At 31.4% G+C, this 17,047-nt stretch carries 14 protein-coding genes; 10 read left to right on the forward strand and 4 right to left on the reverse strand.

Going from position 1 to position 17,047, the window contains the following annotated elements; translation table 11 throughout:
• Nucleotides 1-235 precede the first annotated feature (235 nt).
• The 3 genes from KPL44_RS21680 (at nt 236) to KPL44_RS21690 (ending at nt 4,670) form a co-directional block, all read left to right on the forward strand.
• Nucleotides 236-2,014: an ABC transporter ATP-binding protein gene (locus KPL44_RS21680; protein ID WP_216254766.1), complete on the forward strand. Its 1,779-nt coding sequence runs from the start codon at nt 236-238 to the stop codon at nt 2,012-2,014.
• Nucleotides 2,001-3,659, forward strand: coding sequence for an ABC transporter ATP-binding protein (locus tag KPL44_RS21685; protein ID WP_216254781.1), 1,659 nt, complete (start codon nt 2,001-2,003; stop codon nt 3,657-3,659). Before KPL44_RS21680 ends, KPL44_RS21685 begins: the two co-directional genes overlap by 14 nt.
• 210 nt (nt 3,660-3,869) lie before the next feature.
• Nucleotides 3,870-4,670, forward strand: coding sequence for a zinc ribbon domain-containing protein (locus tag KPL44_RS21690; RefSeq protein WP_216254784.1), 801 nt, complete (start codon nt 3,870-3,872; stop codon nt 4,668-4,670).
• A gap of 101 nt (nt 4,671-4,771) precedes the next feature.
• Here the strand turns inward: KPL44_RS21690 and KPL44_RS21695 are convergent, their stop codons facing one another.
• Entirely contained in the window at nt 4,772-6,175 is a 1,404-nt protein-coding gene (locus KPL44_RS21695) for a sensor histidine kinase (RefSeq protein WP_216254787.1), read from the reverse strand.
• Between the two features lie 371 nt (nt 6,176-6,546).
• Here KPL44_RS21695 and KPL44_RS21700 point away from each other — a divergent pair, with 371 nt between their 5' ends.
• Both KPL44_RS21700 and KPL44_RS21705 read left to right on the forward strand, forming a co-directional pair.
• The gene (locus KPL44_RS21700; protein WP_216254791.1) at nt 6,547-6,939 is read left to right on the forward strand and encodes a hypothetical protein; all 393 of its coding nucleotides are present in this window, start codon (nt 6,547-6,549) and stop codon (nt 6,937-6,939) included.
• A gap of 72 nt (nt 6,940-7,011) precedes the next feature.
• A complete protein-coding gene (locus KPL44_RS21705; protein ID WP_216254793.1) occupies nt 7,012-8,295 on the forward strand; it encodes a sensor histidine kinase in 1,284 nt (427 codons plus the stop codon).
• A gap of 251 nt (nt 8,296-8,546) precedes the next feature.
• On the opposite strand, the gene KPL44_RS21710 is transcribed toward KPL44_RS21705, so the two are convergent.
• Entirely contained in the window at nt 8,547-9,140 is a 594-nt protein-coding gene (locus KPL44_RS21710) for an SH3 domain-containing protein (RefSeq protein ID WP_216254794.1), read from the reverse strand.
• Nucleotides 9,141-9,373: 233 nt separating this feature from the next.
• Here KPL44_RS21710 and KPL44_RS21715 point away from each other — a divergent pair, with 233 nt between their 5' ends.
• The 5 genes from KPL44_RS21715 (at nt 9,374) to KPL44_RS21735 (ending at nt 15,197) form a co-directional block, all read left to right on the forward strand.
• Entirely contained in the window at nt 9,374-10,378 is a 1,005-nt protein-coding gene (locus KPL44_RS21715; protein ID WP_216254798.1) for a potassium channel family protein, read from the forward strand.
• A gap of 146 nt (nt 10,379-10,524) precedes the next feature.
• On the forward strand, nt 10,525-11,115 hold the full coding sequence (locus tag KPL44_RS21720; RefSeq protein ID WP_216254799.1) for a sugar O-acetyltransferase: 591 nt from the start codon (nt 10,525-10,527) through the stop codon (nt 11,113-11,115).
• A gap of 270 nt (nt 11,116-11,385) precedes the next feature.
• The gene (locus KPL44_RS21725) at nt 11,386-13,509 is read left to right on the forward strand and encodes a BglG family transcription antiterminator (protein ID WP_216254802.1); all 2,124 of its coding nucleotides are present in this window, start codon (nt 11,386-11,388) and stop codon (nt 13,507-13,509) included.
• A gap of 1 nt (nt 13,510) precedes the next feature.
• On the forward strand, nt 13,511-13,789 hold the full coding sequence (locus tag KPL44_RS21730; protein WP_216254804.1) for a PTS sugar transporter subunit IIB: 279 nt from the start codon (nt 13,511-13,513) through the stop codon (nt 13,787-13,789).
• A gap of 49 nt (nt 13,790-13,838) precedes the next feature.
• Complete coding sequence (locus KPL44_RS21735) at nt 13,839-15,197, forward strand: PTS ascorbate transporter subunit IIC (RefSeq protein ID WP_216254807.1); 1,359 nt, start codon at nt 13,839-13,841, stop codon at nt 15,195-15,197.
• Between the two features lie 149 nt (nt 15,198-15,346).
• On the opposite strand, the gene KPL44_RS21740 is transcribed toward KPL44_RS21735, so the two are convergent.
• Nucleotides 15,347-16,267, reverse strand: coding sequence for an AEC family transporter (locus tag KPL44_RS21740; protein WP_216254810.1), 921 nt, complete (start codon nt 16,265-16,267; stop codon nt 15,347-15,349).
• 67 nt (nt 16,268-16,334) lie between these two features.
• On the reverse strand, nt 16,335-16,784 hold the full coding sequence (locus tag KPL44_RS21745) for a MarR family winged helix-turn-helix transcriptional regulator (protein WP_216254813.1): 450 nt from the start codon (nt 16,782-16,784) through the stop codon (nt 16,335-16,337).
• Between the last annotated feature and the right edge of the window lie 263 nt (nt 16,785-17,047).

Here is a 17,047-nt window from a genome sequence, read left to right on the forward strand (position 1 = left end):
GCGATATCTATTAGGTAATGCAGCATAAACAAAGCGCCTACCAAATGATAGACGCCTTGCTTGAAATCTTTAATTATTTCCACTGTCTACTTGACAGGGGGCAGTTCAAAAAATCGGGTGCTTTTTAACTTTTTGCCATCATATTGGCCACGTGATTATCTGAAATTTAACACTAAATGACTCAAATGACTCAAATGAAATAGTTAAAATTGATAAAGTAAGGAGAGAAAACAAAATGAGAAAGAATAATGTATTTCGGAGGATAGCTATACGGTATCTTCCCTGGATGGTTGTGGAATTGATTGCAGCATATGTGCTGACCTCAATTATTGTTAAGGGTAGCAGTCTAATATCCAATGCCATTGATGTACTTCTTTCTGGACAAGTGTCGGGTATTGTAAGTACGGATTTTATGATGCAACTTTTCATTTTTGTGGGAATTGGTTTTGTGGCATCTCTGGTTAGAGATGTGTGCGCGTCACAATTCAGTGTAAATATTCAGACACAGTTTCGCGAGGAGGCTGGGAGAAAACTGGTTCGTCTAGAATTTAAGTATTTTGACAAGAACTCCTCTGGTACCATTTTGAACAAGTTAATTTCGGATATTGGACAAGCTGGACGGTTCTTTTCAGAAACACTTCCTGATATTTGTCGAATATTGGTTGAGGCTGTGACTATTATTATTTCCATCGGTAAGATTGATGGTATGCTGGTGATATTTATAGCGGTTGGGTATCCTTTGGTGCTGGTGGTATCTCATTACTCATCTAAGCGAATGGCAAACTTAGCTAAGAATCGATGGAAGAAAATTGATGTACTTAACTCCACTGCTTATGACAATATTCAAGGCATCATTGTAGGCAGAAGCTTCAATCTGATGTCAGTAATGCAGAAAAAAATCTACAAAGCTAACGATGAGATTCTGCAGTTTGAATTTATGCGTAATAAATTGTCAGCAATATCATGGATTATGCAGGGCGTGATTAACTGGCTGCCAAATATTATTTTGGCCACATTGGCACTAATGAGGGTTTTAAACGGTTCACTTACTGTGGGAGAGATGACTTTCTTCATTCTTATGTTGGACCGAATTATCCATCCTTTAAGTGAACTACCTATGTTGTTTAATGATGCACGTGAAATTGGTGTGTCCATCCAGCGTCTGGAAGAACTGATGGGGCAAGCGGACGAACCCAGCGGAGATTGGGATGGAAGTCACTACGCCCGAGATTGTGATCAGGTACTGGAAACTGTTATCGAATTTGAAAATGTAAATTTTGCTTACAATAAAGATTGCCAAGTGTTGTACAATGTAAACTTCATCATTCAGGCTGGAAAAAATGTGGCCTTTGTAGGTAGTTCTGGGGAGGGTAAGTCTACCATTTTTAAGCTGCTCTGTGGATTTTATAAGAAGCAATCAGGAAATTATAAGCTTTACGGCAGAAATTTTGAAGATTGGAATCTGAATGCGGCGAGAAATCTATATTCTTTGGTATCCCAGAATGTATTTTTATTTCCAGAAAGCATTGCTGATAATATAGCCTATGGACGAGAGGGAGCTACCATGGAAGAAATTAAGGAGGCCTGTCGCTTAGCCAATATTCATGACTTTATTATCAGTCTGCCACAGCAGTATGATACAATGGCTGGCGAGCGTGGAACACGACTTTCCGGCGGCGAACGGCAACGTATTTCCATTGCTAGGGCCTTTCTTAAAAATGCGCCAATCCTTCTTTTGGATGAGCCGACCTCAGCCATTGATGTGGGTACAGAGGATTTGATTAAAGAGGCCATAGAGCGTATTTCTCAGGGGAAAACAGTCATCACCATTGCACATAGGCTGTCCACCATTGAGAACGCAGATACCATTATGGTACTGTCAAAGGGGCAGATTGTAGAGAGTGGAACTAATGAGGAGTTATTGATGAAAAAAGGTATTTATTACCATTTATATCAGGCACAACGGCAGGCTCAGGAGGAAAGAAAGGAGGAGACATTAAATGAAATTATCTAGAATACTTATTAAATTGACTAAGACATTCATGGGGAGGCGTGCTTTCATATATTTTGGAGCTATTCTTGTAATGGCGATATTCGAAGGACTATTCAAGACTATTAGTTCTTTTTTGATTCGAGATTTATTCACAATGGCTGGGCATAGAACAACCAATGGGTTATTCTTACTTCTTGTGAAAAATTTATTGATAGGTGCTGTGGCCATGTTGATTCAGATGGTAGCAACAGTCATTTATAACAATGAGTCTAAACGGGCAATTGCAAAGATTAATCAATTGGTGTATATGAAATCAGTGTGGTTTCCTATAGAATATTATGATACTCATCATACCGGAGATTTTATGTCAAAATTAATGTATGATGCAAGCAAAACCGGAGACATTTTTGGTTCTAGGCTTCGTCGCATTATTATGCCCATTATAATGGTTATTCTATTTCTGATTCCTATGTTTTATCTATGCCCACAGGTGACAGTGGGATTGTTAGCGGTAAGCTGCATTTCCCTACTAGTGAATACATTAATGGTAAAGCCCATGAAAAAGGTTAGTTCCAAAATGTCAAAGGTAAACAAAGGGATGATACAGAATCTGACCAATATTATGCAGGGAATAGAAACGATTAAGATTTTTGCGGTGAAGGATATAATTATGAAGCAATATGATGTTTCAAATAAGCAGTGTGCAAAGGCACAAAAGAAACAGAATTGGTATTCAGCACTGCTGACAGGTTTGAATAATGCCTTCAATCTGCTCTGTTCGCTGGTATTCTTAGGTGTGGGAATTTACTATGTTGAACAAGGCGTGGTGGATGTTGCTTCGCTGACGGCATTGTATATGTTGTATGGAACCTTTAGTTGGTATTTCTTACAAATTGGGCGATATATTCCCGAGTTGGTCAACTGTTTGGTTAACGCCCAGCAAGTCTTTGAATTTATGGGTATGCAAGAAGAACCAAAAACCTATATTGAACATATGCTGGAAGGTACAGAAAAAGAGTCTTCTCAGCGTGCTTATATTTCTATGGAAAATATCACCTTCGGATACAATGAAAATGATAAGAAAGTTCTAAAGGATTTTAATTTGTCTGTAAAAAAAGGAACTTCAGTAGCCATTACTGGTCATTCTGGACGTGGCAAGAGTACCTTAGCTAAGCTTTTATTGGGATTCTATCCGGTAGAAAAGGGACAAATATATATTGATGGTGTATCATTAGAAAAACTGGGATTACATAAACTTCGTGAGTTGATTGCTTACGTGCCACAGGATACCTATTTGTACAACGTAAGTATTGCCGAAAACATTTCCTATGGAAGGGCTGAGGCTACTATGGAAGAGGTTGTGCAGTCGGCAAAGGCGTCCAATGCCCATGAATTCATTATGAAGCAGTCAGAAGGATATGATACCTTGGTAGGTGAGCGTGGTAACAAGCTGTCTGGTGGGGAGAAGCAGCGTATTGCAATTGCCAGGGCCATCCTTAAAAATGCGCCCATTCTTTTACTGGATGAGGCAACTTCAGCACTTGATAACGAGTCAGAATATTTGGTTCAAGAGGCAATACAGTCGCTCATGAAGGACAGAACCACGATTATGATAGCTCATCGGCCGAGCACCATTGCCACAGCGGACGTTGAGGTGGCAATGTAGAGAAAATTCGTGCTCAAATAGAGAATGTTGGTGAAAATGTATAATAAAATATGGTATACTATGATAAATATAGTTAACAAATTATGAATAAAAATAAATTGAAATCTGGATAGTAGGCTTACAGCATTTACGTATTATCTTATAATTTATGGTTATATTTTATTTATCAGAAAGTGCATAAAAAGGTATACATATTAAAGGAGTGTTAAAATGAAACATTGCATAAAATGCAACACAGAACTGACAGACAAAAGTAAATACTGCAATGAATGTGGAAAAAACCAATCGACAGATGCGTATGACAATCAAGATAGTTATGATGCGCAAGAGGATAATTACAAAAGAGAACCTGTATATACTGTTAAGCCAGAGTATAGAGAAAACTCAGATTACGAAGATGCTAATAACTTTCATGCAAAACGTAAACATAGTCCAATATTAATAATATGCCTAATAGTAATAGTAGTAGTTGCTGCACTTGGTTTAATGTCAACTAATAAAGATAAATCAGATGATCTTAAATATCAGGATATACCAGCTTCAACTAAAAGTGTTACTCCCGAAGCAACTAAAACTGAACCAGCTAAAACAGCTAAATCAGCCATAGTAGGAAAATTACATCAGAAAGTTATTGTTCCAGATATTCGGTATGGAACATATGAAATTACAATTAACAGTATTACATTAACAACAGAAAGAAATAAATATAGCAAGGTTAAAGCAGTAGAAGTGTATAAGATTAATTATACCTACAAATTATTGTCTAGTGGAACTTCAACACATGGTTTATACGTATCTAGTTTCGCTTCATTTGATAGCACAGGAGAGTCAGGAGAAGGTTATCCAGGCGGGGCTGGTGATTACCCTAAGCCATTAACTATTATAGGGACTAAATGTTCAGCAGATACATTTGTAGCAGTTAAAAATAAAAGTTCTTTCATAAATTTAGTTTTAGACTATAATGTGACTAATGATAGCGGACATATGACATTTAAAATACCAACTAAATAATTGATTATACACCTTTAGCCCTTGCTTAATTATTGGCAAGGGTTAAATTTAGATTTAGCCATTGATAATTTAATCATATTTTTTCTGCTTAATGGTTTGAATTATTCTGTATATATATCAGACAGCTCAATATTGATTCGGTCAGTTATGTCTTTTTTTATCTCGTTTACACCTAAGGATTTATCAACTTGTTTTACTGGAAGAATGATAATAAATTCACTTCCAATATTCTGTTCACTTTTAAGGATTATCTTGCCTTCGTGTAGTTTCACAAAAGATTTAACTAGAGAAAGGCCTATACCAGTTCCTTCATTATTTCTTTTTAATGTCTTGTCCACCTGCATAAATCTACCGAAAATTATTTCCTTTTTATCATCGGGGATTCCTACTCCAGTATCTCTAACTGATATTTCAACATTATCCACTTTATCCAATACTGTTACATATATTTTTCCGCCTCTGTCTGTAAATTTTAAAGCGTTTGAAAGTAAGTTAAGTATAATTCTCTCTATTTTATCGCCATCAAACGCCATTAACTTTTCTTCAACATTAGTGTCAAATATTATGTCTATACCTTTATTTTCAGCGATAGAAATTATAGACATGGTAATATCTTCAATCAAATAAACAATGTTTCCATTCTCCATATGTAGAGTAATAAATCCCGAATCTAGTTTTGTCATGTCTAATAAATTGTTAATTAATCTAATAAGTCTATTAGAATTTTTCTTCATTATTTGTAAATACTTTCTTCTCTTCTCAATAATTTTTTCTTCATTGCTTTCATTGTACATATTCATCATCTGTAGAGAAGAAAAAATTACATTTAATGGAGTTTTCAATTCATGCGATATGTTACAAAAGAACTCTGTTATAAATTTAGTATGTTCTTTTGTTTCGTTTAATAGTTCAATAGTTGTTTTTGCATCTTCTTTTAACTTTAGCATTTGTAATTGCATTTCTAATAGTTTTAATTGATTGCCTTCAAAAGTTACGTGTTCACCTAATATCCATGCGATAATGATAAATCCTACTGATAACACCAAGTCATTTTCGAAATAGGTGTTTACTACTAAATTAGAAACAAAAGTCAAATCTATAGATAATATAATAGCTGACGATATATAAGAAAGTATTAAACCACGCCTCTTACCTTGAGATATGGTTGTTGTGATAATGCTAAAGAAAAACAGATATTTATATTGGCTCATATAAGTGCCAGATAATAAAACAAATAAAGATAGAATGAAAATAAATAAGATATCTTCTGCAACTAAAAGATTCTTTGATTTTTTAAAGTTATTTTTAAAATAAATAATCCACCATAATAAATAAAATAATGATAAAAAGATAAGAAATATTGCCAAATTTAATTGGACACGAGTTGTGGAGTTTGTTTTATTATATGGAATATTGAAAATAAGTATTAATATAAATAGTAAAATAGCGAACTTAGTAAATGTAATTATTGCTAAAATATTATTATATTTATCATTGTTATTCATTTTTCACCTTCTATTTACCTATAGATAACCTAACTGGTTTTGCTACAGATAATTATATTTTTTATATCTCCTATCATGGCTTTAGTAATCCATTTATATTATCATCAGATTTAAGATCTAAATTAAACATTTTATTTACATTTATTCTAAATAAAAACATTTATATATAACATAATACATTAAAAAAGACGATAAATCCATACTTATTTTGCAATACGTGACAATTTGTTTGCATATCATAGAGGAGTTATCTAATAATTTCTTTAAATACCTAATTTAATAATTATTTAATAAAAATTGTAATAGTTTGTTTTTTGTGTATAATTAAGCAAGGTCAATAAAACAAAGAAATCAAGGGGTGGTTGGTACAAATGATAAAAACAATAAGTATACAAAACGAATATGAATTAAAGGTTGATGTTGAAAGAAAGATAGTATATGAAAAATTTGAAGGAATGTTTACACAAGAAGCTGTAGCAAATATGAAGAATGATTATAAAACAAAAATACTTCCTTTATTTAAAGGCAGTAAATGGGCTAAATATTGCGATATGAGAATTTACAAATTAACAGACAGTCAAAATGAATTAGGAGAATTTGTTCAGTATTGTACAGATAATGGAATGGCTCATGCTGCCCTTATAATTTCAAGTGTAGTAGTGAAAATGCAAATGAGTAGGGTAGGCAAAAACGTAGGAGTTACTCCAGTTGTATTTACTTATGAAAAGGAAGCAGAAGATTACTTAAAGACAGCTGGATATTAATAAGCCAAGTGACATCAAATGCAAAAGAATTTAATGTTATGAGAAATAAAAACTGAAGGATGATGATAGAGTATGAATGACTCTTTTTACAGACAGGTAACGAAGCAAATGGTGGCAAGACTTAAAGAAGAACGGGAGATAGCAGAAAGGGCAGCCGAGTTAATTAACGCTAATAAAGAGCTTGCCCTTCAAATTGGAGAGAAAGCAGATAGGACAGCAGAGTTAATTAACGCTAATAATGAGCTTGCCTTTCTAATTGAAGAAAAAGCAGAAAGGGCAGCAGAGTTAATTAACGCTAATAATGAGCTTGCTTTTCTAAGAGGAGAGAAAGCAGAAAGGGCAGCAGAGTTAGTTGTTGCTAATAAGGAACTTGCTTTTCAAATTGGAGAAAAAGCAGACAGGGCATCAGAATTAATTATAGTTAATAGGGAGCTTGCCTTTCAAATTGGAGAGAAAGCGGATAGGGCGGCAGAGTTAATTATTGCTAATAAGGAGCTTGCATTTCAAAGTGGCGAGAAAAAAGACCGGGAAGCAGAGTTAATTGTCGCTAATAAAGAGTTAATCATTGCGAATAAGACCCAGGGAGAATTCCTCGTTAACATATCTCATGAACTTAAAACGCCATTAAATGTTATTTTCTCAACAGCTCAGTTATTTGATTTGTATTGTAAGAGTGGTTCATTAGATAATAAGAAGAATTCAATTGTTAAATATATAGAATCAATCAAGCAAAATTCTTATAGATTATCTAAGCTTATCAATAATATAGTTGATTTATCAAAGATTGAGGCAGGTTTCTTTAAATTGAACTTATCAAATAATAATATAATCACAGTTGTAGAAGAAATAGTTATGTCTGTAACTAGTTTGATTGAGTGTAAAGGTCTAAATATTATTTTTGATACGGATGTAGAAGAAAAAATTATTGCTTGTGATACAGAAAAGATAGAGAGAATAGTATTAAATCTTATATCAAATGCGATAAAATTTTCAGATGAAGGTGACCAAATAGTTGTAGCTATTAAGGATAAGAATGAATTTGTTGAAATATCAGTTAAAGATAATGGCATAGGAATTGAAGAAGGGCACTTAAATATGATATTTGATAGATTTAAACAGGTAGACAAATCATTATCAAGGAATACAGAAGGTACAGGTGTTGGCTTAAGTTTAGTTAAGTCCATTGTGGAATTACTTGGTGGTAATATATATGTTGAAAGTGAATATGGAAAAGGAAGTAAGTTTACAGTTAAGCTTCCTTCAGAAAAGGTACTTCAGGAAAATAGGATATATAGTAACGAAATGAGAAGTAAAAATCAAAGCATACGAGTTGAGCTTTCAGATATTTATTTGTAAATTTATTTCAAAATTCCACGAGTGATTTAATATTGACATAGGAGAGCCTTTCTCTTACTGTTTCTTCTTATTTAAATTCATACTCAATTTTCAATAGTATTTTGAAGTGTTGGGAGATACTTAACATCTGAAATCGATCCAGCTACAACTTCGCAATGGCTCATTACTTCTTAAACCCTAATTTCAATAATTTAACATTTAATGGAACATCCTCTTGAGAAAATTTACAGCTTATTTATCAAGTTTTTAACTTAATCTGTTACTTTACTTCCAACGGGAACTACATAATCTGCGCTTACATATCCTATTTTGCCATTGTAAGCTATCTTATAAAAATTATTTGTTTTTCCACTTATCATAACTATTGTTGATGATTTTACACTTCCGATTATAGAATAGTTTGTACCTGCTCCACTTCTTACATTCAAAGTTGAATATACTCTACCACCGTAAACCACTGGCAATACCACGGGTTTAGCTGTTATTTTTACATAGTGTGTACTTATGTAAGCTGTTTTACTATTATAGGTTACTTTATAAAAATTGTTTGTTTTACCAGTTATAATAACTTTGGTCCCGCTTTTCATAATTCCTAATACAGCATAGTTTGTTCCAGCTCCACTTCTTACACTCAAAGCACTTGCAGTTGTTGCACCGTATTGTGTTGTGTACACACTACCCAACACTTTTATATTTTTATCCATACTGCTTGTACTATTTTTATAGTTTGTATTATTGAAACCACCTACAGATACAAATGTGATACCCATAGTAGCAATAGCTATAACAATCTTTGTTTTTAATGAACATTTTCTAAATTCTGTTAAATTTTTAATATTTTTCAATGCTGATCCTCCTTTAAGTATATATTACCCATATTATTATACCTTATTTTAGTGTAAAAGTAAGTCTTATTCTAAATTTAACATTTTATACATTTTTAATTGGTATATATAATAAAATATGTGAGCTGATTCAGTAAAGTTTATTTTTGCTAAACTCCTTAGCAGCATTTTTTTTGCATAGCTATGACACCTTTTATGGTATAATTTTTTTATACGAATTAGGGGGCGGAGTTATGGAAGGTTACCGTAAATTTAGCTTGGTTATCACAATACTAATAGCATTGCTCCTTATAGGAACATTAGGATATAAACTTTTATTAGATGTTAGTATTGTAGATGCATTATATATGACTGTTATAACCATATCAACAGTAGGATATACTGAAGTGGCTATTATGGATGCAAAAGCTAAGCTTTTTACTATATTTCTTATTTTTTTAAGTTTAAGTACTGTGGGGTATATATTTAGTAGCATTGTAGCTTATTTTTTAGAAGGAGATTTAAAAGATGCATGGAGGAGGAGACGTATGGAAGTTGGTATAGCCAAGCTAAAAGACCACTATATAATATGTGGAGGTGGTGAAACAGGGGGAAATGCTATAAAACAATTTCAAAAAAGCAATGTTCCATTTGTTGTGATAGATAAAGATGAAGAAATAATAAAGGGACTAATAGAAAACAAAATATATGCTATTCAAGGAGATGCAACGGAGGAAGAGGTATTAGATAAGGTAGGAATAAAGTTTGCTAAGGGTCTTATTTCTTCATTGTCTACAGATGCGGATAATGTTTATACTGTCCTAACCGCAAGAGAAATGAATAGCAATTTATATATTGTATCTAGAGCTATAAATAAAAATGCAAATGAAAAGCTAAAAAAAGCAGGTGCAAATAATACAATTTCTCCAAATGAAATAGGTGGAAGTAGAATGGCAGCTCTAATGCTTAGACCTACCGTTATTGCTTTTTTGGATATAGTAACTCATGATGGAGATCTAATTTTAGACTTAGAGGATGTAACTATTTGTGAAGGATCCATTATAATAAATATGAGTCTTTTGGAAGCTAGAATTCCTGGAAAAACAGGACTAATAGTTTTAGCAATTAAGAAGGATAGTAATAAAAAGTTAGTTTTTAATCCAAGTTCTAACCATGTACTAAAAATGGGAGATACCATGGTAGTTCTAGGAACAGAAGAACAGGTTAGTAAACTTAAAAAAATTGCTAAAGAAATATGACAAAGAACTATAAAATATATAAAAAGCAATCTCTATACCTTAAAGTTAGTTGAGGTAAGGCGATTGCTTTTTTAATATTTGTATTTATCGTATAATAAACATAATCTACGATTAAAAAATACCACAGTAGGTTTGGAGGTTATCTTATGGATTTAGAAGAACAGAAAAAATTTATGTTATCAGGTAAAATGTATAATGATTTATCACAAGAGCTAATTAAGTCAAGAGAAAATACTATATTTCTTACAAATGAATATAATAATAGTTTTGGTAGTCAGCAGCATAAAAGAGAGGAAATATTAAAAAAGCTACTGAAAAAGATTGGAAAAGGAGTTCATTTTGAACCAACTTTTCGATGTGAATTTGGTTTTAATATTACAATAGGCGATAATTTTTATGCCAATTTCGATTGCATAATGTTAGATGGTGGAAAGATAGACATAGGTAATAATGTTTTATTTGGACCACGAGTTGGAATCTATACATCTAATCATGCAATAGATGCATTAGAGCGAGTAGCAGGAGGATGTTATGCAAAATCTGTAAAAATAGGCAATAACGTATGGATTGGAGCAGGAGTTAGTATAAATCAAGGTGTTACTATCGGAGATAATACAGTCATAGGGTCAGGCAGCGTTATTACAAAAAATATTCCAGCAAATGTAGTTGCAGCTGGTGTACCGTGTAAAGTAATACGAGAAATTACACAAGCAGATAAAACTGGATTTAAAGTATAGAATAAAATAAGAATAAGTAGACGGGTGTGTTGTTAAACTAGGTGATAAAAGGAAGTTCAATTAATGAACTTCCTTTTAATATATTCAATTTTTAATTAAGTAGAGTATAGTAATTTATTTTAATTAAATAAATTATTATTATCGTAAATATAAATTATTGCCACATTGCAATGAAAAACTATAATCTTGTGTATACGTATAAATATATTATAATGAAAGAGTAAACAAAAGAAATACCTTAAATACAAAAGGTAGGAAGATGGTATAACTATGCTGAATAAACGTTGTTCTAAGTTATTATGCGAAATTATGGAGGCTAGAGGAGTCATAAGTATTTTACAGTTATCTAAAATCTTTGGAGTAAGTAACAGAACCATTAGATATGATCTTGATAAGATAGATGATTTTTGCAAAAGTAGTAATTTGCCACAAATTATAAGAAAGCCTAATGAAGGAATATCTTATAATTGTAATTCAGTAGAAAAAAGTAAGGTTTTAGATTTACTTGGTGAAATCGGTTTAAATCAATATGTATTATCTCAAAATGAAAGAATTACCATGATTCTTACTGAATTATTAGAAAGTAGAAATTATATAACAATGGATAATTTGGCAGAAAGTATACTTATAAGCCGAAGTACAATTTTAAAAGACATGGTAAAAGTAAGAAAATGGCTTTTGGATCGAAATTTAGAACTTAAATCATGTAAAGGATATGGAGTGAAAATTGTTGGAGATGAAAAATACTTAAGGGAAGCAGCAATCGTTTTACTTACAAGCAATGTGGATGTTTATAAGGCACTTAATCTGATTAAGGCTTCTAAGGTTTCGAAGTCAGACTATGGTTTAGATAAGTATAAAAAACAACTTTTTAAGGATATTGATATTCAGTGTATCGAGAACTGTTTACATATTGCAGAAGAACAGTTGGAAACAAAATTTACAGATGAATCATATTCAGGGTTAGTTATACACATTGCTATAGCTATAAAAAGGGTAAGGGAAGATAAAGATATTGTAATGGATAAAAATGAACTGATGGCTCTTGAGATTACAAAAGAATTTGTTGTTGCATCAAGTATTACAAAAATACTTGAAACTAGATTTGAGGTTGTTATACCTATTGATGAAATTGGATATATCACAATTCATTTATTAGGAAGTAATGTATCTATATCAAAAAATAATGATGTAGATTGGGGAACAATAGAATTTATTACTGATAATTTTATTAAGAATGTTGGTTCAATACTAAATATTGATTTATTGATGGATAAGCAGTTATTTGATGGTCTTATACAACATATAAGACCTACGATATATAGACTAAAGCACAATATTACATTAAAGAATCCATTGCTAAAGGAAATAAAACAATCATTGGGGAAAGTATTCTATGCCGTTAAACATTCTGATTATGGTATAGAAGAATATGCAGGTAATAAACTAAATGATGAGGAGATAGGATATTTAACGCTGCATTTTGGAGCAGCAATCGAAAGAGGAAATGGTGTTAACAAAAGGATTATAAACGCTATTGTTGTATGTGCTACAGGGGTAGGAACATCAAAAATGGTATCATCAAAAATACAATCACTTTTCAACATAAACATAATTGATACAGTATCATACAATCAGGTAGATGATGTAATTAAAAATCAAGCTGTGGATTTGATTATTACGACAGTGCCTATTAAATCAAATATTAATAATATTCCTTGTATTGAGGTAAGTCCCTTTCTATCAGAAAAGAATATAAATGAAATTAGTGCAGTTTTAAGAAAGTATGATAACGGGCATATAAATAATAATATATCACTAGAAAAAATAATGGAGCTCGTAAGTCACAGTTGCACAATATTAAACAACGAAAAATTAGCAGAAGAATTAGCAAGCTACCTTTCATTAACTAATAAATTTAAAAAAGGAGTGTTTCAACCAATGTTAAGTGATGTACTTACAAATGACTTTATAAAATTAAACGTGGATGCAGAAAATTGGGAAGAAGCCATAAGATGTGGAGGAGGAATATTAAAAAATAATGACATTATAGAAGAAAAATATATTGAAAGTATGATTGATAGTGTTAAAGCTTTAGGTCCATATATCGTAATAGCCCCTGGAATTGCAATGCCTCATGCAAGACCTGATGAAAGTGTTAAAAAAATAGGTATGAGTCTCATCACTTTAAATAAACCAATTAATTTTGGTAATAAAGATAATGATCCAGTTAGTATTGTGGTATGTTTATGTTCAGTGGATCATTCAAGTCATCTAAAGGCATTATCTCAATTAGCGACCTTTTTAGGAGATAAAGAGTTTATAAATACTGTTTTAAATGCAAATAATTCTAGTCAAATAACAAATTATATTAAAAACAAAGGAGAAATGTAAAATGGATATCGTAACTGTATGTGGAATGGGAATGGGAACAAGTTTAATACTTAAGATGAGTATAGATGATATATTAAAGAAAAATGGAATAAATGCTGAGGTTGAAGCATGTGATTTAGGATCTATGCTTGGGAAAGTGGCAGATTTAGTAGTAACAACTTATGAATTAAAATCTCAAATCGAAGATAAAGGATATAACACCATATATGTTAAAAATGTAATTGATAGAAATGCTATAGAGGAAAAAGTTATGGAAGCAATTAACAATTTGAAGAAATAATATTTTGGCCAAGTTAAATTTTTTTAAATAAAAATAAAGGGGACTAAAAATGAACTTTATTATTAGTTTTTTCAAAGAACCTGCAATTATAGTTGGGATAATGGCATTAATAGGTTTGGTTGCACTAAAAAAACCTATATCCAAAATTGTTACTGGGACATTTAAAACTATTATTGGTTTTGTAATATTCCAAATTGGTTCAACTGCAATTGCAGATTCTCTTGGTGTACTCGGGACTGCATTCCAAAGCGCATTCCATATGCAGGGTGTTGTACCAACCAATGAAGCAATTATAGCATTAGTTCAGAAAAATTTTGGTATGGAAATGGCTTTGATTATGGCATTTGGATTTATTGTTAATCTTATAATAGCGAGATTTACATCATTAAAGTATGTATTTTTAACAGGTCATCATATGTTATTTATGGCGGGGTTACTCGCAGCTATATTAACAGCTGTTGGATTTAGTGGAGTTGAACTTATAGTAGTGGGGTCATTACTTTTAGGAGCAACTATGGTTATAACCCCTGCAATGGTTCAGCCATATTACAGAAAAGTAACAGGAAGTGATTCTGTTGCAATGGGTCATTTTAATGCTTTAACTTATGTTATAGCGGCAGAGGTATCAAAACGATTTGGGAACAAAGAGCATTCAACTGAAGATATAAAAGTTCCAGAAGGTCTAAGCTTTTTTAAAGACAATGTAATATCTACAGCTCTTGTTATGTTGATACTATTTATTGTTACAATACAACTTGCAGATAATACAGTTGCTGCAAAACTTGCAGCTGGGGGAAATATTACAGTATTCTCTATTATGTCAGCAATGAAATTTACTGCAGGATTTGTAATAGTGCTACAAGGTGTTAGAATGATGCTTGCTGAAATAGTTCCAGCATTTAAGGGAATCTCAGAGAAGATAGTTCCAAATGCTATTCCAGCATTAGACTGTCCAGTTATTTTCCCATTTGCACCAAATGCAGTAATCATAGGATTCTTAGCATCACTCGCAGGTGCGATAGCAATGTTCTTAATACTTCCATTTACTGGACTTGCAATTATGATACCGGGATTAATACCAGCTTTCTTTGTTGGAGCAGCAGCAGGGGTTCTTGCTAATGCCCAGGGAGGGTTAAAAGGAACAATAATAGGATGTTTTGTAAATGGAGCAATTCTAAATCTGTTGCCAGCATTTTTACTACCGCTTCTTGGAAATTTAGGATATGCAAATTCAACTTTTGGAGATTCGGATTTTGTATTTGATGGTATCGTAGTTGGACAGATTGGAAAAGTATTTTCTAAAGTAGGTGTTTATGGCTTATTAGGTATAATACTAATAGTATTTGTAGGGCTTACTATAAGGTCTAACTCTAAAAACGCCAAAGATTCTAAAAAAATTAACGTATAAATTATTATGAATGACCAAGTTTTCTTGGTCATTTATTTTTAGTTTAGTTCGCTGATATGTATAGATTTGAGCATGTATTATTTTAATATTGCAGCTTCGTAGGAGATGATTTAATATGCGAGTAAGGTTCGAACCAGAAACCTAATAACCTATTTCATAAGCAAGTCTATTATTGACATAATAACAGGTATCGTGATTATAGATAAGATCGTAGTTAAAAAAGCACACTTTGAAGCAGTTACCTTATCTCCATTATATTTTTCTGCCAAAACTGCTATTAAACTTGCAGTCGGCATTGCTACTAAAATTACACATATATAAAGAAGCGTTTTACTAGCCCCAAAAAGGTTAAGTACAAAATAAGTTAAGAGTGGAGCAACTATAAGTTTAATAAAATTTACATAATAGATATCTAGGCCCTTAAACACATCTTTTAATTTAACATCTGCAAGCATACTTCCTACTATAAACATTGAAAGGGGAGTCGTCATATTTCCTATGCTACCTAAAGTCTTAAGTAATGGCGATGGTAGTTTTATAGAAAAAAGAAATATTATAATTCCTAAAAAAGTACATATAAGAGGTATATTTATAAGATTCTTTTTTATACTCTTTAAGTCACTTTTGCCCGTAAAAAGTATAACACCATAAGACCACATAAAAATATTAAAAGGAATTGTATAAATAGATGTGTAAAACACTCCTATATTCCCAAAGATACCTTGAATTACAGGATATCCTACAAATCCACAATTAGAAAAAACGGTTGCAAATATAAATACATTCTTCTTAGAGTTTTCAAATTTAGAATATAACAATTTACTTAAAATTATTAAAATAATGTGTATCACAATAGAATAGAAAAGTATCATGCTAGCACCTTTTAGCATATCCATTGAGAATTTGAAATTAAAAGAATATATAATCATACAAGGCATTGTTAAATTAATTAGAATGTTTGAAAAGCCTTTATTTACTTCATCTGTAATTGTTTTTGTTTTTCTTAATATAACTCCTACCATCATCATAAGTGCTAATATAATTACTTGATTCATAACATTTATATTCAAAATATTACCTCCAAAGATATTGATCTAAAATAAATAAAGAGTAAAAAGCACTTGCACTAAATAGATATTATTCATCCATTTTGCCTACAAGCTTTTCCATATTATTTAGAGTTTCTTTTAACAATATTAGATCATCTGTATTAAATTTTTGTATGCTCTTACAAAAGGCAGCTTTCATAATTTCTGTACGCTTTTGTAAAAAATTGCATCCAGTATCCGTTAGCTCTATATATATCACACGTCTGTCTTTTTTATCTAATTTTCTTTTAACCATATTAAACTCCACAAGTTTTTCGACTAATATAGTTACGGTTGGTTTTGATACATATAGAATTTTAGCTAAGTCTGACATTTTGCATAACTCTTGAATTTTCAAGAAACGCATTAAAGATACATGTGCTCTTGTTATTTCTTTATTACTAGTTACGACAGAACTTATGTTTAAGAGCTTTTTTGTTAATATTGGAAATTTTAATAATAATCCATTAAATACCTCATCAATATCTTTATCTTTCATAGTTATTCTCCTTTATTTATTACATTTGTAGTTAATCCAAAATTTAAATAATATTATAGGTTATTAAATATTTCATTAATATAATTAACAAAAATAGAAAAAGTTAGTATATATAATAGTTACTTTAACTAACTATTATATATACTAACTTTATAAGATATATTTGTCAAGAAAACATGGTATGAATGGCTTAGCTATAGTAGAAAAGGAAAAATATAAATATTAGTAGAAAATTTTAATTTGAAATATATGTTATATATAGT

Source organism: Clostridium sp. DSM 17811, assembly GCF_018861905.1.
GTDB classification, from domain to species: Bacteria; Bacillota; Clostridia; order Clostridiales; family Clostridiaceae; genus Clostridium_AD; species Clostridium_AD frigoriphilum.

Excerpts from the sequence above, each read along its gene's own strand:
- KPL44_RS21705 (WP_216254793.1), top strand. The coding sequence starts at position 7,012 with ATGAATGACTCTTTTTACAGACAGGTAACGAAGCAAATGGTGGCAAGA.
- KPL44_RS21720 (WP_216254799.1), top strand. The coding sequence starts at position 10,525 with ATGGATTTAGAAGAACAGAAAAAATTTATGTTATCAGGTAAAATGTAT.
- KPL44_RS21725 (WP_216254802.1), top strand. The coding sequence starts at position 11,386 with ATGCTGAATAAACGTTGTTCTAAGTTATTATGCGAAATTATGGAGGCT.
- KPL44_RS21735 (WP_216254807.1), top strand. The coding sequence starts at position 13,839 with ATGAACTTTATTATTAGTTTTTTCAAAGAACCTGCAATTATAGTTGGG.
- KPL44_RS21745 (WP_216254813.1), bottom strand. The coding sequence starts at position 16,784 with ATGAAAGATAAAGATATTGATGAGGTATTTAATGGATTATTATTAAAA.
- KPL44_RS21685 (WP_216254781.1), top strand. The coding sequence starts at position 2,001 with ATGAAATTATCTAGAATACTTATTAAATTGACTAAGACATTCATGGGG.
- KPL44_RS21715 (WP_216254798.1), top strand. The coding sequence starts at position 9,374 with ATGGAAGGTTACCGTAAATTTAGCTTGGTTATCACAATACTAATAGCA.
- KPL44_RS21695 (WP_216254787.1), bottom strand. The coding sequence starts at position 6,175 with ATGAATAACAATGATAAATATAATAATATTTTAGCAATAATTACATTT.
- KPL44_RS21680 (WP_216254766.1), top strand. The coding sequence starts at position 236 with ATGAGAAAGAATAATGTATTTCGGAGGATAGCTATACGGTATCTTCCC.
- KPL44_RS21700 (WP_216254791.1), top strand. The coding sequence starts at position 6,547 with ATGATAAAAACAATAAGTATACAAAACGAATATGAATTAAAGGTTGAT.
- KPL44_RS21690 (WP_216254784.1), top strand. The coding sequence starts at position 3,870 with ATGAAACATTGCATAAAATGCAACACAGAACTGACAGACAAAAGTAAA.
- KPL44_RS21730 (WP_216254804.1), top strand. The coding sequence starts at position 13,511 with ATGGATATCGTAACTGTATGTGGAATGGGAATGGGAACAAGTTTAATA.